Origin of the sequence: Clostridium tagluense, assembly GCF_003865095.1 — a bacterium.
GTDB classification, from domain to species: Bacteria; Bacillota; Clostridia; order Clostridiales; family Clostridiaceae; genus Clostridium_AD; species Clostridium_AD tagluense.
Genome location: NZ_BHYK01000004.1, coordinates 70,024 through 94,597 on the forward strand (window position 1 = coordinate 70,024; position 24,574 = coordinate 94,597).

Annotated in this window: 24 protein-coding genes; 4 read left to right on the forward strand and 20 right to left on the reverse strand. The window is 30.6% G+C overall.

From position 1 onward, the window contains the following. Nucleotides 1–121: 121 nt before the first annotated feature. Nucleotides 122–1,060 carry a radical SAM protein gene (locus tag Ctaglu_RS04460; RefSeq protein ID WP_124998476.1) on the forward strand — a complete coding sequence of 313 codons (939 nt, stop codon included), beginning with the start codon at nt 122–124 and terminating at the stop codon, nt 1,058–1,060. 107 nt (nt 1,061–1,167) lie between these two features. Here Ctaglu_RS04460 and Ctaglu_RS04465 read toward each other — a convergent pair whose 3' ends face one another. The 6 genes from Ctaglu_RS04465 to murI form a co-directional block, all read right to left on the reverse strand. After that, complete coding sequence (locus Ctaglu_RS04465) at nt 1,168–2,967, reverse strand: heme NO-binding domain-containing protein (protein WP_124998478.1); 1,800 nt, start codon at nt 2,965–2,967, stop codon at nt 1,168–1,170. Between the two features lie 173 nt (nt 2,968–3,140). Next, nucleotides 3,141–3,806: a S24 family peptidase gene (locus Ctaglu_RS04470; protein ID WP_124998480.1), complete on the reverse strand. Its 666-nt coding sequence runs from the start codon at nt 3,804–3,806 to the stop codon at nt 3,141–3,143. Between the two features lie 167 nt (nt 3,807–3,973). Beyond that, nucleotides 3,974–4,348 carry a DUF3783 domain-containing protein gene (locus tag Ctaglu_RS04475; protein WP_124998482.1) on the reverse strand — a complete coding sequence of 125 codons (375 nt, stop codon included), beginning with the start codon at nt 4,346–4,348 and terminating at the stop codon, nt 3,974–3,976. A 60-nt stretch (nt 4,349–4,408) separates the two neighbouring features. Next, entirely contained in the window at nt 4,409–4,924 is a 516-nt protein-coding gene (locus Ctaglu_RS04480; protein WP_124998484.1) for a peptidylprolyl isomerase, read from the reverse strand. Between the two features lie 145 nt (nt 4,925–5,069). Continuing rightward, on the reverse strand, nt 5,070–5,510 hold the full coding sequence (locus Ctaglu_RS04485) for a hypothetical protein (RefSeq protein WP_124998486.1): 441 nt from the start codon (nt 5,508–5,510) through the stop codon (nt 5,070–5,072). 189 nt (nt 5,511–5,699) lie between these two features. After that, nucleotides 5,700–6,509: a glutamate racemase gene (gene murI / locus Ctaglu_RS04490; protein WP_124998488.1), complete on the reverse strand. Its 810-nt coding sequence runs from the start codon at nt 6,507–6,509 to the stop codon at nt 5,700–5,702. Nucleotides 6,510–6,670: 161 nt separating this feature from the next. Between murI and Ctaglu_RS04495 the strand changes: the two genes are divergently transcribed. Then, nucleotides 6,671–6,967 (forward strand): hypothetical protein, encoded by a 297-nt coding sequence (locus Ctaglu_RS04495; protein WP_124998490.1) that lies wholly within the window; start codon nt 6,671–6,673, stop codon nt 6,965–6,967. Nucleotides 6,968–7,036: 69 nt separating this feature from the next. Here Ctaglu_RS04495 and Ctaglu_RS04500 read toward each other — a convergent pair whose 3' ends face one another. The 8 genes from Ctaglu_RS04500 to Ctaglu_RS04535 all read right to left on the reverse strand — a co-directional run bounded on the left by Ctaglu_RS04500 (nt 7,037) and on the right by Ctaglu_RS04535 (nt 16,368). Further along, nucleotides 7,037–8,410 (reverse strand): MATE family efflux transporter, encoded by a 1,374-nt coding sequence (locus Ctaglu_RS04500; protein ID WP_124998492.1) that lies wholly within the window; start codon nt 8,408–8,410, stop codon nt 7,037–7,039. Nucleotides 8,411–8,586: 176 nt separating this feature from the next. Beyond that, nucleotides 8,587–9,123 (reverse strand): TDE2712 family protein, encoded by a 537-nt coding sequence (locus tag Ctaglu_RS04505; protein ID WP_124998494.1) that lies wholly within the window; start codon nt 9,121–9,123, stop codon nt 8,587–8,589. Between the two features lie 114 nt (nt 9,124–9,237). Beyond that, nucleotides 9,238–10,794, reverse strand: a complete 1,557-nt coding sequence (locus tag Ctaglu_RS04510) for an FGGY-family carbohydrate kinase (protein WP_124998496.1) — start codon at nt 10,792–10,794, stop codon at nt 9,238–9,240. A gap of 10 nt (nt 10,795–10,804) precedes the next feature. Next, a complete protein-coding gene (locus Ctaglu_RS04515) occupies nt 10,805–12,250 on the reverse strand; it encodes a HAMP domain-containing sensor histidine kinase (protein ID WP_124998498.1) in 1,446 nt (481 codons plus the stop codon). After that, a complete protein-coding gene (locus Ctaglu_RS04520) occupies nt 12,243–12,932 on the reverse strand; it encodes a response regulator transcription factor (protein ID WP_124998860.1) in 690 nt (229 codons plus the stop codon). The genes Ctaglu_RS04515 and Ctaglu_RS04520 overlap by 8 nt, the downstream gene beginning before the upstream one ends. Nucleotides 12,933–13,264: 332 nt before the next feature. After that, nucleotides 13,265–14,590, reverse strand: coding sequence for a pyrimidine-nucleoside phosphorylase (locus tag Ctaglu_RS04525; protein ID WP_124998500.1), 1,326 nt, complete (start codon nt 14,588–14,590; stop codon nt 13,265–13,267). A gap of 44 nt (nt 14,591–14,634) precedes the next feature. Next, complete coding sequence (gene deoC, locus Ctaglu_RS04530; RefSeq protein WP_124998502.1) at nt 14,635–15,303, reverse strand: deoxyribose-phosphate aldolase; 669 nt, start codon at nt 15,301–15,303, stop codon at nt 14,635–14,637. Nucleotides 15,304–15,324: 21 nt separating this feature from the next. Further along, on the reverse strand, nt 15,325–16,368 hold the full coding sequence (locus Ctaglu_RS04535; protein ID WP_124998504.1) for a LacI family DNA-binding transcriptional regulator: 1,044 nt from the start codon (nt 16,366–16,368) through the stop codon (nt 15,325–15,327). A 316-nt stretch (nt 16,369–16,684) separates the two neighbouring features. Here Ctaglu_RS04535 and Ctaglu_RS04540 point away from each other — a divergent pair, with 316 nt between their 5' ends. Together Ctaglu_RS04540 and Ctaglu_RS04545 are read left to right on the forward strand one after the other, a co-directional pair. Continuing rightward, nucleotides 16,685–17,221 carry a TetR/AcrR family transcriptional regulator gene (locus tag Ctaglu_RS04540; protein ID WP_185732589.1) on the forward strand — a complete coding sequence of 179 codons (537 nt, stop codon included), beginning with the start codon at nt 16,685–16,687 and terminating at the stop codon, nt 17,219–17,221. Between the two features lie 135 nt (nt 17,222–17,356). Beyond that, nucleotides 17,357–17,734: an HsmA family protein gene (locus tag Ctaglu_RS04545; RefSeq protein ID WP_124998508.1), complete on the forward strand. Its 378-nt coding sequence runs from the start codon at nt 17,357–17,359 to the stop codon at nt 17,732–17,734. An 82-nt stretch (nt 17,735–17,816) separates the two neighbouring features. On the opposite strand, the gene Ctaglu_RS04550 is transcribed toward Ctaglu_RS04545, so the two are convergent. The 6 genes from Ctaglu_RS04550 to Ctaglu_RS04575 form a co-directional block, all read right to left on the reverse strand. Then, the gene (locus Ctaglu_RS04550) at nt 17,817–19,679 is read right to left on the reverse strand and encodes a hypothetical protein (protein WP_124998510.1); all 1,863 of its coding nucleotides are present in this window, start codon (nt 19,677–19,679) and stop codon (nt 17,817–17,819) included. 5 nt (nt 19,680–19,684) lie between these two features. Then, nucleotides 19,685–20,767, reverse strand: coding sequence for a S1C family serine protease (locus Ctaglu_RS04555; protein WP_124998512.1), 1,083 nt, complete (start codon nt 20,765–20,767; stop codon nt 19,685–19,687). Nucleotides 20,768–21,030: 263 nt separating this feature from the next. Then, nucleotides 21,031–22,236, reverse strand: coding sequence for a hypothetical protein (locus Ctaglu_RS04560; protein WP_207669448.1), 1,206 nt, complete (start codon nt 22,234–22,236; stop codon nt 21,031–21,033). 495 nt (nt 22,237–22,731) lie between these two features. Further along, the gene (locus tag Ctaglu_RS04565) at nt 22,732–23,649 is read right to left on the reverse strand and encodes an aldo/keto reductase (protein WP_124998516.1); all 918 of its coding nucleotides are present in this window, start codon (nt 23,647–23,649) and stop codon (nt 22,732–22,734) included. A gap of 33 nt (nt 23,650–23,682) precedes the next feature. Then, a complete protein-coding gene (locus tag Ctaglu_RS26455) occupies nt 23,683–23,871 on the reverse strand; it encodes a GNAT family N-acetyltransferase (RefSeq protein WP_124998518.1) in 189 nt (62 codons plus the stop codon). A 78-nt stretch (nt 23,872–23,949) separates the two neighbouring features. Continuing rightward, on the reverse strand, nt 23,950–24,552 hold the full coding sequence (locus tag Ctaglu_RS04575; RefSeq protein WP_207669449.1) for a hypothetical protein: 603 nt from the start codon (nt 24,550–24,552) through the stop codon (nt 23,950–23,952). Nucleotides 24,553–24,574: the final 22 nt, after the last annotated feature.

Genomic DNA, 24,574 nt, shown 5'->3' on the forward strand with positions numbered 1-24,574 from the left:
TATCCAATTGTACAATTCTTATATATTCTAAGATGCATAAAAATAAATATCAATTAAAAGATGCTAATCATATTTATTTAAATGCAGCTGTAAATTAAACTTGTAGTACAAGGAGATTAAAATGATTAATAAAGATACAGACGAATTAAACAATTCCAGTTTTTTAAGTGTGCTAGAAAAATGCTCTTTATGTCCTAGGAGATGCTATGTTAATAGATTAGATGGAGAATTAGGCTTTTGCACTGCTTCTGTGGATGTTAAAATAGCTAAAGTCAGCTTACATCAATGGGAGGAACCATGTATTTCTGGTACATTTGGTTCTGGGACTGTATTTTTCTCAAATTGCAATCTAAACTGTGTATTTTGTCAAAATCATACCATAAGTCAGGAAGGTACTGGGAAAATAGTATCCATAGATGGCCTTAGTGAAATCTTTTTAGAGCAACAAATGCGAGGTGCCCACAATATAAATTTAGTTACGCCAACCCACTATGTACCACAAATAATAGAAGCACTAAAAATTGCTAAAAATAGGGGCCTTACCATTCCTATTCTCTATAATTCAAATGCATATGAAAGTATAGATACAATTAAAGCCTTAAGTGGTTTTATTGATGTTTATTTACCCGACTTAAAATATTATAAAAATAAATATGCTCTTAAATATTCAAAAGCTCCTAATTATTTTAACATAGCTAGCGAAGTTATTACTGAAATGATTTCCCAAGTAGGAGAAGTTAAATTTGATGATGCAGGTCTAATTCAAAAGGGAGTAATAATTAGACACCTGATGCTACCAGGTTTATTATTTGATTCTAAAAAAATAGTAGATTTTATATATTCTACCTTTCATGATTCGGTGTATATTAGCTTAATGAATCAATATACACCTATGCATAAGGCGACTAAATATCCTGAAATAAACAAGCCTTTAAACCCTAATCATTATGATACTCTAATTGACTACTGCATAAACCTAGGTATAACAAAATGCTTTATTCAAGAAAGTGGAACGGCCTCTATTGACTTTGTACCTGATTTTGATTTAAATGACGTATAAATTTTCTATAAGCAAAAGGTCTCCATGATTTTAATCATGGAGACCTTTTAAGATATAATCATCCTGTCTGCTTTCATTTTGGTCTCTCATAGTAACCCTTATAAAAACTATATCTTATATCTTTTTAATTCATCTTTAAATGAACTTGTTATCTTCTTAAATTCAAATATACTGTCGATAAGCTTCTTTATTTCATTTGTATAACTTCCAACATTTGCACTTACCTCTTCTGAAGATGCAGAATTTTCTTCTGCAATTGCAGCTAGAGACTCTATTGTTTCATATATACTTGCAATAGATTTAGCTTCTCTATCTAAATCATTTATAGTATTTATCATTGATGTTGAAACTGTTCTAACAGACATTGTAGCCTCATAGCTTATGTCTCTTACTTCTTCTAGCCCCTTAGTTTCATTTTGCAGAATATCATACTGGTCACCAATTTTATCAACAAGTGTATTTATATCCTTAACAAATTGTATTAAATTGCTATTAATTTCCTCTACAGCACTTTTAGACTGTTCTGCAAGTTTTCTAACCTCATCTGCAACTACAGCAAAACCCCTACCTTGTTCACCTGCACGAGCTGCTTCTATAGATGCATTTAGGGCAAGTAGATTTGTTTGCTCCGCTATTTGGGAAACAATTGATACTATATTTGTTATGTCACGAGCCTTTGTTTCTAAGCTAATGCCATTATCCTTAACCTCTTGAAATTTCTCTAGTGTTCCAAGTATATTTTTGCTAGTACTATCAACACTTTCATAGCTATTATTTATCTTTACAATAGCTTTTTCTAATTCATCCTTATTATCATTTTCATTTTTAACAATATCCTTCAGTGACCTAATATTGTCATTTAATATTAAAACAGCATTTTCAGTATTCTCTGCTTGACTTACAGCACAGCTAGCCATTTCATCAACCACTCCTGATATGTCTTCTGAGGTGTCGTTCATAGTATGTGAGATTTTATTTATATTTTCAGCGAAAGTATCCATCTCATCAGTTACACCCTTAAACTCAACAAAATCTGTTCTAAACCCTTTTTTATACTCTTTAAGTTTTTTATATAGCTCTTCATATTCATCCCCAGTGACTATATCTCCATCTTCAACGTAATTATTGCTATTGATTTGGTCTATAGTTTGTGAAATTATCTTTGCAGGTCTTCCCATTATAAAAGAGGCAAGGCTTGAAGTAACTCCAGAAATTACAGCAAGACCTAATACCTTTGCCATATTATCTAATCCCACTATTGGCATAGCTAAAAGTAAAGATATAATAAAAGTAAATGCCCCTACCTTTCCAGGTATATTCTTAATAAAGCCTAAAGATAACATTTTATTAATTTTATATGTTTTCTTATAATAAATATCCTTTTCAAAGGTAAGTTTTAAACTTAAACTATCTGATGTTTTTTCTAATTGTTCAATTTCAATTTTCTCATTAAAGTACTCACAAGTTCCATCTAAAAGCCCTAGAAAATAATCAAACATTCCTCTTTTAGAATTGTAAGTAAAGATAGCCTGGCGACTTGAAATAGGTGTTATACCTACTAGTGGTGGTTTAGCTCCAGCAAATTTTTTCGTCATTACTACATGTATATCAAATAGCGATTTTAAAAATGAATATACATTTTCTGTGTCAAAAAACGCTGGAAAGTCTCTATGAAAAGCCACTAAATTGTCTTTTCCTATGATTCCCCACAATTTATCAATGGGTATATTTTGTTTTTTTGATATATTATCAATTACACTTTTAACTTGTCCATCATCTACATTCTCTACTGGTGAAAATATCTTACTAGAATTCCATCCCACGGATTGCATAGCACTATCAACTACACTCTTACCGTAAAGTTTTCTACAAGTTTTCATCCAAGTAGCTACTACTGTTCCCTTCATAAAGCTAATCCCCCTATTTTATCTATTGTTTATCTTTCGTTATCTAAATTATTAAGTGACTCTTTTCTTTGACATGCCACTATTTTTTTCTCTAATATACATTATAACCTAATAGAGGTACTTTGTTAATAACATTTATCATTAATTTATATTTTTTTATTAATTGCTGTTAACTATACCTTAAACTCTACTCTATCCAGCCTTGCAATTACTTTAATGTCTGTATGTTTAACAGTGTCAGTTCTTATAGAGCTTCTATTGCTTAGAAGCAATATTTTATTGGCCTCTAGTTTTTTTATTTGTCTTAATACTCTTTCTCCATTATAATCAACTAGTGAAATAGAGTTATTTTCTATTTCATGTGTCAAATGAGCAAAAGCAATATCTCCTTTGCAAATTCTAAACCCACTCATATCATCATTCTCTATTTCTAAAAATAATACTTTATCTTGAGCATAGCCGTCTACTTTATTAGATATTATAGGCATTTGTTTTATACCTATAGCTTTTGCTAAATCATATTTATAAATAGCAACATCTTTTAAAACTGAGCTAAAGGCATCATTCCACACCTCTTGTACTTTTTCTGTACTAGGTCTTTCAAATTTAGGTTTTCTTTCCTCTACATACGCGTCTGCTTGAAAGGATACAGAAGTATCTTCAATTTCTTCTCCTAAAATTTTAGATATTTTTTCTAAAAATTTTTCATTTATAACTTTTTTACCCAGTTCTACTTCATTAATAAAACTTTCAGAAACTCCAATTTTCTTACCTAATTGTTTTTGAGTTATTGCTTTTGATTCTCTTACTTGTTTAATCCTATCTCCTACTCTGCTCATAATTCTCCGCCTTTCTAATTGAATAATTATTTTTAAAACATTTCTAAATATTTAGATTATGTGGAAGTATAAACCATTTTGAGTCCATATAAAAGCCTTTACTACATTTTAGCACAAAATATAAATCTTCTACATATAGCAGAAGATTTATATTCCCATGTGTCTTATTACCTTTCCCTATAAGCTTCTCTTTCTTCTATCAAATGCTGCAAAAGATACCTAAGGGTCCAGTTTATAGATGTCTTTGTTACAGTGGCTAGTATAGTCTGAGGATCCTTAACTTCTTTTATGCTATCAATTAGAGCATATAGCTGCTTATCTTGATAATTGTTAAATAAAAGTAATTTTTCATGGGGTAATTCAATATTACTTTCCTTAGCTTCTATGTTACACAATATTTCTTTAATTGTTAGTTCGCCCAGGTTTTTCTCCATTACTTTGCAAGGTAATATACCTTGTTTTGATAGTACACTATTAAGTTTTTCTTTTTCCATGTCATTTAGCCCATATGCAAGGATAAGTCTTTCATTAATAAGCTCCAAACTATCTTCCCCCCTGTATTCAATTTAATATTTTTTTAGGATTAGACACCTATAATTTTATTACATTTTTTCTGGTTGACTATACTCAATATCAAAAGTTTCTACGCTCATATTTTTTATTTTTTGCTCTTTAGCTGGCTTATCTCTAAAATCTCTATCCACCTTAGCTATTTCTAAAGCATGCTCCATACCCTCTGTTACTTTTCCAAAAGCTGCATAGCTTCCGTCTAAATGATGAGAATTAGCTACCATAATAAAAAATTGGCTTCCTGCTGAATTTAAATCATTAGATCTAGCCATTGATAAAACACCTGTTGAATGTTTTAAATCATTTTTAAATTTATTAGTAGAAAACTCGCCTTTTATTGAATATCCTGGTCCGCCAACTCCTGTTCCTTCAGGGCATCCACCTTGAATCATAAAGCCTGGAATTACTCTATGGAAAGTAATTCCATTGTAAAACCCCTTGTTTATAAGACTAATAAAATTGTTTACTGTGTTAGGTGCAACCTCTGGGTACAATTCTGCCTTTATGATATTACCATTTTCCATATTAATTGTTACTATTGGATTCATATATTTATCTCTCCTTTTATTATGTATTCATTATAAATTATATCACATTTTATAGTATTTACTATTTTTTATATATTAAGCACCTAAAAAAATAACTCGTATATAACCCTAGTCATTTTTTTTAGATGCTTTAACCAATAATGGCTTAAATAACTTGTTGACTCAGGCTTATTTTCAACATCATCTTTTCCTGAGGTTCCTCGAGTTTTATATGAATATTTCCTCCTGGAAGTATTATTAAAAAATGTTCCTCTAGCATATCTATCTCTCGATTTTTATCAATATTAACTATATCTATCTCTAAATTACCAGAAGCTTCTGCTCGATCATACTCGTAGCCAACATTTAAACTACCAAATCTAGTTATATCTTCTACCTGCTTATCCTCACTTGCAATGATTAGATGTGCAATATTTTTATTTTCTTCAGATTTACATACTAGATGATTTATAACACACAAACAATTACTTTGCACTGGATTATTGATTATTATACAATTGATTTTTTTTCTTTCTTCAATCTTCATGTTAAATATATCATGACCTATGTGATGTTCATTGTTTTTTTCTAATTTGAATACTTTCATTTCATCACCTTATTTCCGATGCTTTTTTATATAAGGCAAAAATAAACAAATAACAAGTCGGTATGCTAGTGTGGATTGGCTTGTTATTTATTTTTATGTGCCTAATTTAGTGTATTCACCTAGTGGTGATGTTGCTATACTTAATTTAGTTTTAAAATATTTTTACATGTATACATTATTAAAATCTATTTATGACTTTAATAAAGTATAACTTAAATCTATCATATTACTATTTATAGCAGAACTGGTACTTGTAGCAGAGCTGCTATAAGTAGCAGAATTATATATAGTTACAATTCCCTTTGTTTTCTTTTCATTTAACATATTATTAAGAGTAAGTTGCCTTTTTAGTTGATTTACAGTCCCTACACTTCCATCAATTATAATTGTTTCTTCTCCAACTATTTTGCTTAATTCCTTTTTTATAAATGGATAATGAGTACATCCAAGTACTATAGATGCAAGGTCTATTCCTATAAACTCTTTTAACTTATCTCTTAAATAACTTTGGATTTGATCTCCCTCTATAATTCCATTTTCTATTAATTCAACAAGGCCCGCACAAGGTAGAGATATCATATTTACTTCTTTATTGTACCTCTTCATTAAATTACTAAACTTCTTTTCAGAAAGTGTCATTGGAGTCGCCATAATAATTATACTTTTACCCCTACTTATTTCTACAGCAGGCTTTAGGGCTGGCTCTATACCAATTATAGGTATGTCCTTATATTTTCCTCGAAGGTCATCTATAGCTGCACTAGTGGCAGTATTGCAAGCAATTACTACTACTTTTGCCCCTTTTCCCAAAAGAAAATCTACTGCATTAAAAGTCAATTTTTTAACTTCATTTACATCTTTAGTTCCATAAGGCGCATTTAATGAATCTCCAAAATACACAAAATCTTCATTGGGCAGTATTTTTAGAGATTCCTTTAAAACACTTATTCCACCCACCCCTGAGTCAAAAAATCCTATTGGTTTTTCTTTATTATTCACATTATCACCACCATATTAAGATTATAAATTCTACATTTAATTTATACAAAACCTTTATATTACCATAATCACATTTTTTAGTAACATATATACGTTACATTAAATAATATATTATTAAGTCTATCCATTTAGTTAAATAATAACATAAAGGAGGAAATATTATGCCTTCATCGCATAATTTAAACAAAATAAAAAATTCTATAAGCAATGGGTTTGATGTTATCTCAAACAAATCTGAAAATCTTATTGAAATCTCTAAACTTAAATATAAAATTCATTCTGAGGAGAATAGTATGGATGATCTCTACAAAGATATGGGAAAGGAATTATACACAATTTTCAAAAATGATAAACACATTGACGATTCCCTAATAGATTATTGCAATACCTTAAAGAAAATAGAAACCCGTATTAAAACCCTTCAGAAGGAACTCTATAAAATTGATAATAAAAAATAGTACTTTTCTATAATAGAAAAAATAGTAACAATCATACATTACTATTTTTTCTATTTTTTTTAATGTGCCTTATATCGCTACTTCATTATCCTCACTATGTAATCTATTTAAATGCTTAATTTCCACAAATAAGAATATTGCTGTTAAAATTGATGCTAATGCATCGGATATAGGCCCTGACATCCATACACCATTTAATTCATAGAATCTTGGCAGTATAAATAGTAATGGTATAAGGATTATCACTTGCCTACTTAAGCCTAAGAATATAGATATTTTAGCTTTACCTATAGCTTGGAAATAATTAGAACTAACTATTTGAAAGCCTATTATAGGAAGCATAAATAGATATATTCTAATGCCATGAATTCCTATTCCTATTAGTTCTGGATCATTATTAAATATGCTTATAAGTTGTTTCGGAAATAACTGTATAATTATATATCCACTTGTAGTAATTATTGTAGCTGACAATATAGCCAACTTTAAAGCCTTCTTTACACGATTATACTTTTTAGCTCCATAGTTATATCCAATAATCGGTTGGGATCCTTGATTTATTCCAAAAATAGGCATTAATACCATCATTACTATACTCGTAATAATTCCCATGGCTCCTATTGCATAATTGCCACCATATTTAAATAAACTTTTATTAGAAATAATAGTTACTACACTTGCCGCTATTTGCATGAAAAACGGAGACATACCTATAGCAAAAATACTCTTTACAACCTTAAAATCTAATTTTAGATTTTTGTAACGTATTTTTAATACACTACTACCACCAAAGAAATAGTATAATACCCATATAGTATTTGCAGCTTGTGAAATAACAGTTGCTATAGCTGCTCCTCTAGTTCCCATATGAAAAACAAAAATAAAAATAGGATCTAAAATTGTATTTAATATTCCACCAATCAACATGGTAAACATAGCTATTCGTGGATTTCCTTCAGATCGTATAGTATTATTCAATCCAAAACCTACGTTTTGAAAGATTACACCGATAAGTATTATTGTTATGTACTCCTTGGCATAAGGTAAAGTCTCACTACTAGCTCCAAATTTTAGTAACATGGGTTCTAAAAATATAAGCCCTACAGCAGTTACTATAAGTGAGGTTATAATAATGAGGGTAAGGGCATTTCCTAAAATATGTTCTGCCTCTTCTTTTTTTTGTTGCCCAAGCTTTATAGATATAAGTGCAGCAGTTCCAATTCCCACTAGCATTCCGAAAGCCATAATTATAGTAGAAATGGGAAAAGTAACCGTAACTCCTGTTAGGGCAATTTTTCCTATGCCTCCCCCTATATGTCCTATAAACACTCTATCTACAACATTATATAGTGCATTAACTAGCATGCCTACAATTGCTGGGATAGAGAACTTCATAAGTAACTTACCTATACTTTCTTCTCCTAATTGTTTTGATTTATCCAACTAATCTCCTCCTAATGTATTTAACTTTATAAGTTTATCACAAAAACTATGATTAATACAAAAAAAGCCTATATTATTACAAATACATTAGTCATAATATAGGCTTTTAAACCTACTAAAGAATATAAATTATGAAACAAAAAATACCAACATTACATTAACTCCTATATTGATTATCATTTATTTATTAATTCCTTTAGTTTTTCTTCTATGTATTCATTAAGTTCAATCTCTCCAATATATGTTTTATCCCCTGCAAAATCAGGCCTTACTCTAAAGAAATTAACCACTAATTTATTTCCTGTAATTATATACTCATCTGAATGCAATGGTGAAAATATAACCTCTACTTCATCATATTTATTAGCACCTTCAAGCTGCGCCAGTTTTCCTACTAGATTATCTAAGTTAAGTTTCTTTACAGGAGACGCCATTGCATTTGTATATTCGAAATCCTCCATCATCCACATGTTATTGTTCCAAAACTTTAGCTCCTTCTTGTTTCCAGCAAAAGGCTCCCTATTCTTTATTGCACTTAAAGCTCTTCTTACTGATTCCCCATTAAATTCCTCATCATAGGCACAGGAGAGTCCTGGCATATCAGCTACGTCGTAGAAAAATTTTTCTGCTACATTTTCTTTTTCACTTGCAGCCATCCAAAAATACAGCATAGCCTCTACCGCTTCTAAATTCACTTTAATTCTTTGTAACATTTTATTTCTCCTTTCAATATCAAACGTATAGTAAATGAATTATTTATTTTGTTAAAACTACTCATATATAATATTTCTACACTTAAGTCTAAAACCCTTTGGATAAGATAAAATTTAATGTTTTGGATATCCTGTTATCTCTTTAATATCTTTATATAAATTCTTAAGACTAGGATAAATTTTTGTATATATCTTCTTATATAACTTTCTGTAGATCTCAGCATTAGAAACATTAGGAGTAAACTCCTTTGTCCTTTTAAACATGTGTTTTATAGCCTCTTCATAAGAGCTATATACTCCCAAGGCTACGTAACCTATAATTGATGCTCCAAGTCCTGATATTTCATAGGTTTGACCCTTATATATTTTTCTATTTAGCATGTCAGCGGTTATTTGGCAAATAGTATCGCTTTGTGACCCACCTCCACAAACTGCAATCTCCACTATTTTTTCACCTGATTTTTTTTCTATTTTTTCAATACCCTCAAGCAATGCATAATTAATACCTTCTATAATTGCCCTGTAAATATGTGCCCTAGTATGCACATCTCCAAAACCAATTATTGCACCTTTTGCATCTGGCATTTTCAGTCCCGGTCCCCAGTAAGGTTGAAGGATTAGGCCGTGAGCGCCTGGTGGTATTTCATCTAATCTCTCATTTAAAAGGGATTCTGGTGATATGCCCTTGCCCAAGGCTTCCTTCATCTCTCTCATAGAAAATTCACTCTTAAACCAACTTATCATCCAATATCCTCTAAATATTTCCACCTCAGGATTATAATGTCCTTGCACAGCAGAAGGGTAAGCGGGCATAAACTTTATAGGTTCAAAATATTTCTTTGATGTAGTTTGTACTGTGGCTGTAGTACCAAAGCTTATACTTGCAGACCCAGTGTCTAAACATCCATTTCCTAAAGTCTCACAACCCTTATCTGAAGCGCCAGCTATTAAAATAGTTCCTTGTCTTATACCTGTAAGTTCTGATGCTTCCTTTGTTATTTGCCCTATTATCTCCCCTGGATTTACAAGTAGTGGCAGTTTTTCTCTTTCTATTCCAAAAAGCGTCCATCTATAACTTGTATTACTTTTAGGCCAACACTTGTTTTTATAATCAAAGGGAATATGTGCTATTTGATTGGCTATTGAATCTACGATTTTCCCCGTAAGTTTAAAATGAAAATACGCTGAAATAAGGATATATTTATCTGTTTTTTCCCAAATTTCTGGTTGGTGCTGCTTTATCCAATAAGCCTTTCCTTTTTTTTGTGAGATATCAATAGCTTGCTTCATACCAATAGCCCTAAAGGCTAAATTTTCTATATTTGAAAACTCTGCAACATTATCTGCTATTCTTTGGTCAAGCCAGAGGATAGCAGGTCTTAGTACATTGTTCTCTTTATCAAGGTTAATGCATGTATCTCTCAGGGTTGTTACAACCACTCCTTCTACCTTTTGCCAAATTTCCTTACAGTCTTCCTTAAGTTCTTTGCATACTATACATAAATTATCCCAATATACCTCCGGATTCTGCTCCGCAAAGCCTGGGTAATTAGAAAAATAAGGTTCAAATTCTCTTTTCTTCTTGCATAGCAATGTGCCATTTTTATCAAAGATAAGTGCCCTTATACTTTGTGTTCCACAATCTATGGTAAGCACATACTTATCACTCATTTTCTTCCTCCTACAATCTGATTATAAATTTGCAACCTTTACCTTTATCCTGCACTAAACATATGTTTCCACCATGCTTTTCAATTATAGACTTTGATATTGCAAGCCCAAGGCCTGTACCACCATTTCTCGAATTTCTTGTAGTATCTACTCTAACAAAAGGATCGAAAATATTCCCCTCAAATTCTTTAGATATTCCTATTCCATCATCTTCAATAATAATTACAGGCTTTCCCGCATCCATTAAAAATTTGATGCTAATAGTAATCCCAGGGCTATTATATTTCATACTATTTAGTATAATATTACTTAAGGCTCTATCTAAGTTTTTTCTGTCAAATGAAAACTCTACCTCATCTTCTGAAATATCAAATTGATATTTCACACCCTTTTGCTCCATTACGGGCACATAGCCTGCAATAAGTTCTCTTAAAAATTCACCTATGTCATGACTGACTATATCTAATTTGTATTCCGTACTTTCAACACGTGAAAATTCAAAAAGTTCTTGAATTAAGTCATTTGCGCGTCTACTATTATTATTAATAACTTTTAACAACTTATTTTTGTCTTCTTCTAAAACATCATCATTTTCTAATAAAAACTCTGAATACCCCAATATACTTGTTAATGGATTCCTTAAATCATGAGATATGTTAAGAATCATTCTTTTCCTGTTATTCTCTGCTTTTTTCTTTAATAATTTCTCTTGTTGTATTTTTTCTGCCATTAGATTAAAAGCATCCTTTAATTGACCTATTTCATTTAAAGAATTAATTTCAACCCGCGCTGAATATTCACCATCTTTTAGTGTATTAACCCCTTCTAAAAGTTTTTTTAAGGGTTTAACAAAAATCCTTGATGTAAGTTTAGAATAAAGTACCATCGTAGATATTAAAAATATAAATATAATAAAAGGAAATATTCTTAAAAAAGTTAGCCCACTCTTTTTATGATTATTCGCACCTTCTAGTTGTTCTTTATGTTCAAGTCCCCAAGCATATGTGTCAAAAATACTGTTAGGCATAGCCGTAATTAAAATAAAATCTTCCTTCTCCCCATGTTTACTAGTATAAAAATAGCCATCCTTTAAATTATTAGTAATCATATCTTTATAATATTTCTGTGAGTATTTAAATCCGATTTTATGCTTACTTCCATTTTCCATAACAATAACTAGGTTTTTATCAAGCACTTCCACATAACCCTTATACTTTATAAAATTTGAAACATTAATATCCTTATAATTTTCCTTTATAATATATAAGGCTTTAGTATTATCTCTTGTGGCGCCCATATAATTAATAGAGAAATAAAACAATAAGGATCCCATAGTTAGAAGGAATATTGCAATTAAAATAATCAAAAACAGGATGTAATTTTTAAATAATTGAGTCTCCATTTTTTTGCTTTTAAAGTATGTAGCTATTTTTTTTACTTTTTTTCTGTTAATCATGATGCTGCTCCATTTTATACCCAATGCCTCTTATAGTTTTTAAATATTTAGGATTCTTAGGATCATCTTCAATCTTCTCTCTAATATGACTTATATGCACCATAATAGTATTGGAATCTCCATAATAGGGGTTTTCCCAAACTATTTCATATAGTTGCTTTTTAGTATATACCTTTCCGGGATTCTCTAAAATAAACCCAAGTAACCTATACTCCTTTGGATTTAAAGCTAGCTCTATATTGTTTTTATAAATGCTACAACTTTCCTTGTCCAGCATTAACTCCCCAACTATTGTTACAGTTTTATGAGCTTTATTAGAATATTTATAATACCGCCTCAGTTGAGCCTTAACCCGTGCAATTATTTCGATAGGACTAAAAGGTTTTATAACATAGTCATCTGCACCTAGTCCAAGACCCAAGATTTTATCCGACTCTTCTTCTCTTGCTGTTATAAAAATTACTGGTATTTCACTAGTTTCTCTAATCTTTTTTAAAACATTAAATCCGTCAATTTTCGGAATCATAACATCAAGTAGTGCAATATCTATATCTTTATTTTGAAATATATCCAAGGCTTGCATTCCATCTTCTGCTGTAAAAATTTTATATCCTTCTTTTGATAAATGAATCTCTAGCAATTCTCTTATATCCTGTTCATCTTCTACAATTAGAATATTCATCATCTACGCCCCCCCTTAAATCCTATACACATTGTAACTCGAAAGTACACTTTAACTCAATTAAAAAAGAGAAAAGTATATATTACTACAATTGTATCTCACTTCGCTGAGTAATTCTAAATTAATTTTAAAGAAAGATGCTAAAAAGTGCAAACTCGGTTGCGCTCAAACATGCACTTTTCTTAACGCATCTTTCTTTAAAATTAATTAAGAATTACTAACGCTTGTTCGAATACAATTTACGTAATATATACTTTTCTCAGCCCGCTAAAAAAAAAGAAAGTAAAAATAGAAGGTATATACCCTCTATTCTTACTTTCTAAAATATTTAATTAATATCTTGTTATACCATCTTTTGTAACAATACCTTTGATTAATGGTTTAGCTTTTATTTCTTCTTGTACTATTTCATACGCATCTAATACCATTTTTGTTGATATTTTTTGTTTTTGCGCATCATTTGCGTAAATAGTTGCAATAGCCTCGCCCTTCTTTACAAAATCACCGATTTTCTTATGAAGAACAATACCCACTGCTAAATCTATTATACTTTCTTTAGTTTCACGGCCAGCGCCTAACACTAATGCTGCTCTTCCTATGTCATCCGCTTTTATTGCTTTTACATAGCCTTTAACATTTGATATAACTTCCTCTACAATAGCCGGCACCGGGAATAATGATGCATCATCTACATAAGCTGGATTTCCACCTTGTGCTACTACAAGTTCTCTTAATTTTTGAAGACCTTTTCCTGATTTTATAATGTCTTTAAGTATTTTTCTTGCTTCCTGTGCATCCTTTGCCTTTTTTCCTAGTACAAGCATATGTGCTCCTAAGGTTAAACAAAGTTCTGTAAGATCTTCAGGACCTTCACCTTTTAATGTATCTATAGCTTCTTTTACTTCTAGTGCATTACCAACTGCAAATCCTAATGGTTGGTCCATATCAGTTATTACACCAATGGTGTTTCTACCAACGTTATTTCCTATATCAACCATTTCCCTTGCAAGTTCAAAGGCATCATCTTCATTTTTCATAAATGCGCCGCTACCTGTTTTTATATCAAGTACTATAGCATCTGCACCTGAAGCTATTTTTTTACTCATTATGCTTCCTGCAATTAAAGACATATTATCAACAGTTGCAGTAACATCACGAAGTGCATATAGCTTTTTGTCTGCTGGTGCTAAATCAGCAGTTTGACCGCCTATAGCAATTTTAACTCCATTTACATTTTGCATAAACTTCTCAATGGACATGGCTACTGAGAAGCCCTCAAAAGCTTCTAGCTTATCAATAGTTCCACCGGTATGTCCAAGTCCTCTTCCTGACATTTTAGCAACTGGTACTCCAGCTGCTGCAACAATAGGTCCAAGTATTAGTGTAGTTGTATCCCCTACACCACCAGTACTATGTTTATCAACTTTTACACCCTCAATAGCAGATAAATCAATAGTATCACCACTATTAACCATTGCCATTGTTAAATCTGCTGTTTCTCTCTTATTCATCTTTTGAAAATATATAGCCATAAGCAGCGCTGAAACTTGATAATCTGGGATACTTCCATCTGTATATCCACCTACAAAGAAATTAATTTCTTCTGTAGTAAGTTCGTCGCCATCTCTTTTTTTCATTATTAAATCGTACATTCTCATAATACTCAACTCCTAATTATTTATTTTTTTGCATGTGTTCCAATTTAATAATTAGAATTTGAATCCTTAGTTCCTTCAACTATTGCTATAGAACTACTAGCCCCTATTCTACTAGCACCAGCTTCAATAACAGCTTTTGCATCTTCAGTTGTTCTTACCGCCCCTGAAGCCTTAACTCCCATGTCAGGTCCAACAGTTTGTCTCATTAATTTTATATCATGAACTGTTGCTCCGCCTGTTGAGAATCCTGTTGAAGTTTTTACAAAGTTTGCGTTAACTTCTTTAGCTATTTCACACACCTTAACTTTTTCTGCATCAGTTAAAAGACAAGTTTCTATTATTACCTTTACTATTGCGCGTCCACTGGCAACTTGAACAACCGCTTTGATGTCTTCTTTTACTACCTCATATTTATTTGATTTTATAGCCCCAACATTAACTACCATATCTATTTCATTTGCACCATTTTCAATTGCTTGCTTAGCTTCAAATGCTTTTACTTCTTTAGTAGTAGCACCCAATGGGAATCCAACAACGACACAAGTTTTTACGTTACTTCCTTTTAACTCACTACTTACCAGTGCTGCGTAATATGCATTAACGCACACTGAAGCAAATCCGTATTTTTTAGCTTCAGCACAAACTTTTATAATCTCTTCCTCACTTGCTTGTGGTTTTAATAGTGTATGGTCTATATATTGTTCCATTTTCATATTAATCTTCTCCTTTATATTTTATAAATTTATTTTATTCTCATTTTTTTCTATATATTTTTCTGATCCTTTTAAAATAAGCTCTGGCAAAACGGTTTGTCTTTTTATTGACCTGGGCTCTTTGCTATTCAGATTTTCTAGTAACATTTTCATACCAATTCTGCCAAGTTCGGTGGACGGACCATTAACAAAACTAATATTCATACCTATTATATTTAAAACATCAACCTTATCAAAGCCTATAATAGCCATATCACGCGGTATATTTATCTTTTCTTCATATAAAGCTTTTATGCACCCTAAAATCATGGTATTGCTACTTACGAAAATAGCAGTAGGCCTATTGTCCATTTTCAATATTTTCTTTGTAATTTCATAAGCGGTCTGCTGTGTATAATCACCATAAAAGATATTTTCATTATCTATAGGGATATTATTAGCTTCTAAGGCTTTTTCATATCCTAGCAATCTTTCTTTTGCTGGTCTAGACTTCATGTCTCCTGTAATTATAGCCATTTTTCTATGACCCGCTTCTATTAAAGCAAGGGTTCCATCATAAGCGCCCTTTATGTGATCTATAAAAACCCCACTAAATTCCAGATATTCAACATGACCATCTATTAAAATTATTGGGATTCCTAGGTTCTTAAGCACATTTAAGTTTTCACTATTGTCTGAGTTCCTATAGAAAGTTGGCGTTATAATGAGACCTTGAATCCTTTGCTCTTTAAGAACATTAATAGCCTTTAATTCTTTATTTTTATTCTCATCAGTGTTGCAAAGAATTATATTTAAGTTATTATCATCAGCAATTTCAGTAATGCCTTTAATTATCTCACCAAAAAATAGATTGTTTATATCCGGAACTATAACTCCAATAGTATTAGTTTTACTTGTAGACAAGCTCCTAGCTATAGCACTAGGCGTATAATTTAGATCTTTTATTGCCTTTAGAACTTTTTCTCTTGTTTCATCCTTTACATAACCTGAACTATTTAAAACTCTTGATACTGTTGCATGGGATACTCCAACCCTTACCGCAATATCACTTATTGTCACTGTCATTTTAATCCTCCTCACATTAGAGAAAACGCTTACAGGACTCTGAATAAATATAAAGCTTAGTTTATAATCCAGTATACAAGTATTACAGCATAACCTAAGTATGCTATATTAAATACTTAATTTTCTGAAATATGTTACCGCTTTCATATTTAGTATACTGCAAGGTTATCTAAATTTCAATAGGATTTTTTATGAATTTTACAATTAGGTGGCTGAAAATAAATACCAAGTCAAATATGCTAATATATTTTTGATATACTTGAACTATTAAAATAATAATGATATAATGAACACAGTTCATAAAAGAGGTGACAATATGCCCAAAGTTATCGAAAATTTAAGAGAAACTATACTCTTAGAAGCTAAAAATATTCTATTAAATCAAAATTTTAAAGATTTAAGCATAAGAGAAATTGCTAAAAGTTGTAATATTGGCACAGGTACTTTTTATAATTATTTTTCCACTAAAGAAGAACTTGTAACCGAAATCTTTAGAGAAGATTGGAAAAAAGTATCTGATCTAGTAGAGGACTTAAAACTTACCAATGAGCCTTGTAAAGAAAAAATCAGAAAAATATATATATCCATTGGAATATTTGTAAATAGTTACATACCAATTTTTTATGAAATGGCTATGCTTAGTGGAAATGATTATAGATGTAGAGAAGCTAATAGGTATGATGTTCTATACACTAAAATAAGCGAACTGCTAGATATTGAAAAATCTAAGGGTAATATAATCTCCACTCTTTCTTCTTATAAACTGGCAGAACTTATTATTTCTAACTTGATGTATCTTAACAAACACAAGTTTATAAGTTTTGATGAGCTATATGACAATTTGAGAATTTAGTAGTTTTTTTATCTTATATTAGAAAGTAATATAAGATATTCTTTTAAAATTATATGAACATGGTTCATATAATTTAATGTTGTAAAAAATCTTATTTTTAAATTCTAAATATATAAAAAAATGGAGGATGTAAATATGTTAATTTATGCAATTGTTTTTATAACCTTAGCTCTTGTATTTTATACCATCGGTGTTTGGAGTGAGAAACTTCAAGGAACTCTTAAACCTTGGCATTTGGGCTTATTCCTACTTGGCCTCGTGTGTGATACAACTGGCACACTCCTTATGGAAAGTATAGCAAGCAGTTCATATGCAGTAGTCTCAGGCTTTAATTTACATGGAATTACTGGTGTTATAGCTATAGCCCTAATGCTTATTCACGCTATATGGGCCGCAGTGGTTCTTATTCGGAAAGATGAAAATATGATATTAAAATTCCATAAATTCAGTATAATAGTTTGGATTATTTGGCTTCTTCCTTTTATCTCTGGAGCTATGTCTCATATGAACTAATAAAAAATTTAGGCACACGAAAATAAATAAAATAGACAAAAGACAAGGTGTAAATCTCACCCTGTCTTTTGTCTTCTAAATCTTATTTATTTTTTTCTTTATCAAATTCAGAAAGATTGTGCTGCTTCCATTGAACACTTGCTTTACTATAATTTATTTTACTTATAGTAGTATTTTCCCATATGCTATTTACTTTAGCTTTGTTGTTTGATGTCATATTAGAAACGGGTAGAGTTATGCTTTCAGTATAAATATCTTTTCCTGTTTTTATGATATACTCGTATTGGTTTTTTAAGCTTTCTAAATCATATATCTTGGTTTCATCTTCTTTTACGAATTTCTTAATAGCATTCAAATCATATTCTTTTTCGATATAATATAGTTTCGCCCCCTTGTATTCACCTGATTGAATCTTGATATTTGCCAGTCCCATATGGATTTCGTCATCCTTTAAGTAGATCTCAAGCCTATTTTTAATAGTTTCACTCATTTCCTTTGTATCAAGTCCTGAATACATATCTACACGTATATTACTAGTGGGTTCAAGTGCACTAAGACACTCATTGTTACTGATATCCCCTCTATAGTTTGGATCAGCATATAAGTCAATACCAGAATAGCTATCATTAAAGTTATATCCATTTCTAGAAATATTAAAGCTTCTCGTTAATTTTGTTCCAAAATCATACTTTTTCATTTTTACTTCTTTTGAATCATTTAAATTTATTAAAGACTTAGCTGTAATAATTTCACCTAAATATTCACTTATACCCTCTTTGTCTAAGCTAAATGAATTTATCATACTCTCAAAAGCATTTTTCTTTTTTGCATCATTATACTGCTCTTCCTTCATTGTAGCAGTCACTAAGTATTTATATCCATTTCCCACAACATACAATTGATGTACAATATACTGATTTTTAGTAACTGTTTTATATCGAATTACTACATGATGAACATTAATATTTGCCTGTGTTTTTGTTTCATTTCTAAGTATTTCATAAACTTCACTATTATACTTATCTTTTAATACTTGTATTTCTTCTGCTGCCCATTTTGAAGCAGTTTCATCTTTTCCTGCTGAACTTATTAAGCTAACAGATACTCCTTCTGGTACTTTAAATTCTTTTTCATCATTTTTAACTTTCTTTTCTACCTGTTCTAGCTCCTCATCGCTATACACTGGGGTAAATTTTTGAGTACGTGCATTAGGTATTCCTTCCACTCTCCAGTAAGGACTCATAATCATTTTCCAACCATAGCTTGTATTTTTATATTCTCTAGTTGTACTAACTGAGTCTGATAATTCTTTAATAAATGCATTTTTCTCATCAAAAGAAAGTTTAAAAGAAGATGTTAATTTATCAAACATTTCTTTATGCTCTCTATAAAAATCACCTTTCATAGTTATTGTTAAATTGTATATATAATTATTTTTTATATAAATTCTATTTTCCACATATTCTCCTAACTGCTGTGCTGCCTCGTCCACTAAAAGATAATCTATAAATGGATTAGATTTAATTATACGAATATATTCTTCTCCTGAACTATCTTTAGCAATGTTTATAAGCAATTCTTTTTCCTGTTCAACCCTATATAAATCCCTTGATGTAGCATTTTGCATTTTATATAGTAACTCTTCCAATGATAGCTCATCCTTGTTTTTCTCCACTTGTAATTGAACCCCAGACTTATAACTAGCTGTTGCCATATTGAAAATATTTGCTCTATCTGACTTAAAAACAATCCCATCATCAGGCAGGTGCATAGACCACTTATATATGCGGCTTCCTACCCCAGTTTTCATTTGATCTGCTTTATTAGAAAACGTTTGGTATAAATCAATTTTCCCATCATCCACTTTAGCTTGGACTGATGGCGCAGTTAACCCAATTGATAAACAAAGAGTAAGTACAATTGCCGTAGCCTTATTCTTATTCATATTTATTACTCCTTTCCTTTTTTCTTTTCTTTACTTGTTTCTTCCTTTAAAACCACTGTTACATCAAATTTTTTACCTTCACGACTAAATGTTAATTTCACCTTATCACCAGGCAAATGTCCTTTTAAAATCTCGTTATAATGAGCTATGGAATTAGTAGGTTTATTATCTATAGCATCTAATATATCTCCTTCCTTTACCTGACCCACCGTTACCACTGCATCCTTTTGAAGTGTCACTACTTTTAACCCTTGATTAGTAGGAAGTCCAAGCATCGCTGCCCAGTTTTCTTCAAACTCAACGCCAGTAAAGCATCTTTTTATCCTGCCAAATTTATTATAATGGTCTAGGAAATAATTAATGTTTCCCACAGGAATTGAAAAGCTCATTCCTTGATAGAACATATATCCTAATGTGTTTATACCAACTAACTCACAGTTCATATTAATAAGGGGACCTCCACTATTACCTGGGTTTATAGCTGCATCCGTCTGTAAATATGTGTACATACTTTCTACAGGTCTATCTAGTCCACTTACAATTCCTTTAGAAGCACTATTTCTATATCCAAAAGACAAAGGTGTTCCTACCGCTACAACATCGTCCCCAACTTTTATTTCACTTTCAAGTGCTAATTTTATAGGCTTTAAATCCGTCTTATTAATCTTTAATAATGCTAAATCAATTTCCTTATCTGCATATAAAAGTTCTGCTTTATAAACATTACCATCATATGTAACCACATAAATGTCCGCCAGGCCATCTACTACGTGGTTATTGGTTAAAATTCTTCCTTCCTTTCCTATTACAACTCCAGAACCATGTTGTAAATTTTTAGGTAATTTTGAGAATATTTGCTCCTGTTCTCTATAGTTTGTATTTTTTCCTATGACAGCAACTACGGATTGATTTACTTGTTCAATAACGCTTGATACTTTTTTTGTTTCCTTTTGGGCTGATTTTTGTGGTTGCTCAATTGTCTTCTCTGCTGACTTAGGCACCAATTCATTTCCACCTGATGCAAAAACAGGTGTTGTGTTTAAAATTAATGTAGCCATGATCAAAATAGATGATAAAATTTTTTTCATGTTAATCCCCCTTTTAAATAAGTAATTGAGCCACCTATTACTAAGTTCAAGCTCCTTGAGTTTTCATAGTTTATTTATAATTACTTGTATATAATACCATATTTAAATATATTTTCCAACTTATTTTTCAAGAAAATAGTTTTTAAAAATTGTTAAATAATCATCTTAGATGTTGAAATATTAAGGACTAAAAAAAGCAGCTAGGAAAATTATTGATTTTCTCTACTGCTTTTTTTATGTTAGGTGCTAAATGAATTTTAACCTTACTTGATTTTATAATTTCTTATGTCTTTTCCATAATATTTAAGGTCGCCCTTTTGTCCATCAAATACAGCTGCATATACTGTATTATTTTGTTTTAAATGTACTTCGTATTCTGTTTTGCCTTCTGTATTTCTTATTGTGAGTACATCTATTGCTTCAGATCCCTTTTCTATTTTGTTTAATATCTCTTCTTTGCTTATTGTTGGTGCAATTATTTTTTTATCATAGGGATATACTATTTTAAATTTACTTATTAGTCCTTGACGTTCTAAACATATTTCTATTTTCTTCATTTCATCATATATACCACTCATTTCTTCAATATATGAATACTCAATACTTCTGATTTTAGTATTTTTTTCATAATTAATTTTTTTATCGTATCTAAATGCATTATTACTAAATTTTAATAGCATTTCCCTGGCTATCTTATCTAGTTGCTGCTCTGTGAGTCCATAATTTGGCACTGTGAATCTAGTAGCATCTATTGATACTTCTTTTGTTTTTTTATGGAAATTTATCTTATACTCTACCCCATCCTCCATTATAGAATCTATTGGCAAGGATTTAGTTTTAAATATATACGTGTCTGAATTTCCCTCCGTACTATTCTCTTCCTCTAAGGGTATGTTTTTAACTATTTTTAAAAAAGTTTCTTTACAGTACTTTTTTGCGTTCTCAAAATCCAATTTATTAAAATCTTTCCCACTAAAGTCACCCTTATACTCCTTGATAAAACTATATTTTTCTGTATTTAATAGTTCCTCTGATTTTTTTGAGTAATTATTATATATTTTAACTATATTTTTTTCTAGTTTCTTCTTATTATCAAAATCAATATCAATATTCTTATATGTATTTCCTAGTATACTTTTGCATTCCTTTATTAACTCATCATTGTAGGAATATAGACTTTCTAAGTATTTTTTCTCAGGTGGACTTATTAACCCATCTGACAATATATTTTTAATTGTTTCACTTACATTAAGATGCATTATCCAATAATCATCATAATACTTTCCATTACTAATATGTTGCGCACTTGAGTTTGATCTACTAAAATCAACTACAATTTCTCTATTTATAAGCTGCTTCTCTTTATTATAATTATTTATTTTCAATATTTGTGATATTTGTTCATTTGAATTTTCTAACTCTGTACCAAAATTTCGAAAATCATAAAACATTCTAGATTTTAATTCCACTGAATAATTGTGCCCAGGTTTAATGAAAATCATAGAAATAAAAAATGCTATAATACATAAAGCATTAATAATTTTCTTTTTACTTGGCTCTTTAATGTTTATATTAATCTCCCCCTGTTAGTACATTATCAGTCTAGTTATAAGAAACCAGACTAACTCTTTTAATATCCCCTGCATTAATATTCAAATTACCCCCATTATCAAACTATAGTATTAATCTTAATAACTATATTAACATATTTTAATTATTTTTCCAATAATTTCATCATATTATTCCCTGTAGCACTTCAAATAAACAAATAACACTTTCGACAGAATATTTTTGGAACAAAAAAAGAACTAACCTACTATTGATTCAGTTAGCTCTTTTCCAAAGGTAATTATTTTATTTAAAATTACCTTCATATTATAAATTCTGTCTTATAATATCTTTTCACCAATACCCTACTGAGTAAATTCAATGTTCCACTACTACATTTGCAAGATTGAGCTTAATTATGGAAGCTTATTACCTGCCGCCCTATAAATTTCATACCATTCCTGCCTTGTTAGTTCAACCTGTGAAGCTTTGCAAATATCCACTAACCGCTTTGCGTTTGTTGTACCAACTAATGGGTGGATTTTAGCAGGATGCCTTAGAATCCATGCAATTGCAATGGCTGAATTGGTTACACCTTTAGTAGCTGCAATTTCGTTTATTTTATTATTTAACTCAGGGAATTTATCATTATTTAAAAATACGCCTTCAAAAAAACCGTACTGGAAGGGAGACCATGCCTGTATAGTAATATCCTTCAAGCGACAGTACTCAAGAATACTTCCATCTCTATTAATAGAGGGATCAATTTGCATATTTACATTCATTCCAGAATCAATCATACCCGTATTCGTTATACTTAGCTGTAGCTGATTTATAATAATTTTGTTATTTAAGTATTTATTCAATAGTTCAATTTGCATAGGGTTCTGATTACATACTCCAAAATATTTGACTTTTCCGCTGCTATGGAGCTTTGAAAAAGCTTCTGCAACTTCTTCCGGCTCCATAAGAGTATCCGGACGGTGAAGTAACATAATATCTATATAATCCGTATTCAAACGCGTAAGGCTGCCCTCTATAGAATCTATTATATGTTGCTTAGAGAAATCAAAATATCCATCTCTTATGCCACACTTAGTCTGAATTATAATTTTTTCTCTAATGCTGGACTTCATATCAATAGCATCTGCAAAGATTTTTTCAGATTTACCACCACCATAAATGTCAGCATGATCAAAAAAATTGATTCCCTCTTCTATTGCAGTATTAATAAGCACTGATGCTTCGCTTGTTGAAAGACTATTTATTCTCATGCATCCTAAGGCAATCTCAGATGCACTGATGTTTCCATTTGCAATGTGTATTTTTTTCATAGTTTTCACCTTCCTTATTGTTATTATTTCTGTTTATATTGTAAAGTTAAGTATAGTTTTCGCCCCTATTTTTAAGAACCCACATTTTTTATACATTTCTTTGGCGGTATATTCGCTATCTGTTAATACATATACCGTCTCTGCACCAAAATCACTACAACGTTTTAGCAATTCTTTCAAGACCGAGGTACCAAACCCTTTTCTTTGATATTTCTCTAAAATATCAAAATCTTAATTTTAGCAGTTTTTTTGTTAAAAAAATTTGATTTCACTTTTATAGCATAACATAATATTCTCATGTTATTCTTTAACTTTTTCCCATGTATATCTGTTTCCAACTAACTTAAATCCAGTTGCTTCATATAACCTATTTAGTGCTGGGAATTTCTCTGGAGTAAGCGTAAGCAATGTTGATACCTCATGAATCTTAGAATCTCTTGGATGAAATTCTTGGCACTTCTCTATAATGCTAAAATTATATACAATCATCCAGTCACTATTAGGGTTCACTTCACATTCGCCATATAATCCATTAAATAAATCATTTGCCCTAGCTTTATTATTCCCCCAAATATACCCGTGATTACCATTTGACAATAACGGAAATTCTTCTATAGTTTCACTCTTCTCCTTTTGTGCCTGAAACAATCCACTCAATAAAGCTATATGAGTTGATAACCAATAAAGCCTATTTTTATTACAATCAGACCCTATAAAATTAATCTTTCTTATTTCATGCTCATTAGTCCTATGCCTAACCGTCATAAAGTCTGAAACGTCAGTTATTTTTCCACAGTAGCCTTTTGTCACCATAGAATTTATAAATAATATTAGATGATCAATTTGAGGCGCTGTAAGATAAAGAGTTATCTTTAATTCAATTAAAAATTTGTATATTGCCAATGATTTTGTTACAATAACCAAA

Excerpts from the sequence above, each read along its gene's own strand:
- Ctaglu_RS04555 (WP_124998512.1), bottom strand. The coding sequence starts at position 20,767 with ATGAAAAAAATTTTATCATCTATTTTGATCATGGCTACATTAATTTTA.
- Ctaglu_RS04535 (WP_124998504.1), bottom strand. The coding sequence starts at position 16,368 with ATGACAGTGACAATAAGTGATATTGCGGTAAGGGTTGGAGTATCCCAT.
- Ctaglu_RS04470 (WP_124998480.1), bottom strand. The coding sequence starts at position 3,806 with ATGAGCAGAGTAGGAGATAGGATTAAACAAGTAAGAGAATCAAAAGCA.
- Ctaglu_RS04505 (WP_124998494.1), bottom strand. The coding sequence starts at position 9,123 with ATGTTACAAAGAATTAAAGTGAATTTAGAAGCGGTAGAGGCTATGCTG.
- Ctaglu_RS04545 (WP_124998508.1), top strand. The coding sequence starts at position 17,357 with ATGTTAATTTATGCAATTGTTTTTATAACCTTAGCTCTTGTATTTTAT.
- Ctaglu_RS04525 (WP_124998500.1), bottom strand. The coding sequence starts at position 14,590 with ATGAGAATGTACGATTTAATAATGAAAAAAAGAGATGGCGACGAACTT.
- Ctaglu_RS04480 (WP_124998484.1), bottom strand. The coding sequence starts at position 4,924 with ATGAATCCAATAGTAACAATTAATATGGAAAATGGTAATATCATAAAG.
- Ctaglu_RS04520 (WP_124998860.1), bottom strand. The coding sequence starts at position 12,932 with ATGAATATTCTAATTGTAGAAGATGAACAGGATATAAGAGAATTGCTA.
- Ctaglu_RS04460 (WP_124998476.1), top strand. The coding sequence starts at position 122 with ATGATTAATAAAGATACAGACGAATTAAACAATTCCAGTTTTTTAAGT.
- Ctaglu_RS04515 (WP_124998498.1), bottom strand. The coding sequence starts at position 12,250 with ATGATTAACAGAAAAAAAGTAAAAAAAATAGCTACATACTTTAAAAGC.
- Ctaglu_RS04510 (WP_124998496.1), bottom strand. The coding sequence starts at position 10,794 with ATGAGTGATAAGTATGTGCTTACCATAGATTGTGGAACACAAAGTATA.
- Ctaglu_RS04465 (WP_124998478.1), bottom strand. The coding sequence starts at position 2,967 with ATGAAGGGAACAGTAGTAGCTACTTGGATGAAAACTTGTAGAAAACTT.
- Ctaglu_RS04495 (WP_124998490.1), top strand. The coding sequence starts at position 6,671 with ATGCCTTCATCGCATAATTTAAACAAAATAAAAAATTCTATAAGCAAT.
- Ctaglu_RS04550 (WP_124998510.1), bottom strand. The coding sequence starts at position 19,679 with ATGAATAAGAATAAGGCTACGGCAATTGTACTTACTCTTTGTTTATCA.
- deoC (WP_124998502.1), bottom strand. The coding sequence starts at position 15,303 with ATGAAAATGGAACAATATATAGACCATACACTATTAAAACCACAAGCA.
- Ctaglu_RS04485 (WP_124998486.1), bottom strand. The coding sequence starts at position 5,510 with ATGAAAGTATTCAAATTAGAAAAAAACAATGAACATCACATAGGTCAT.
- Ctaglu_RS04565 (WP_124998516.1), bottom strand. The coding sequence starts at position 23,649 with ATGAAAAAAATACACATTGCAAATGGAAACATCAGTGCATCTGAGATT.
- Ctaglu_RS04540 (WP_185732589.1), top strand. The coding sequence starts at position 16,685 with ATGCCCAAAGTTATCGAAAATTTAAGAGAAACTATACTCTTAGAAGCT.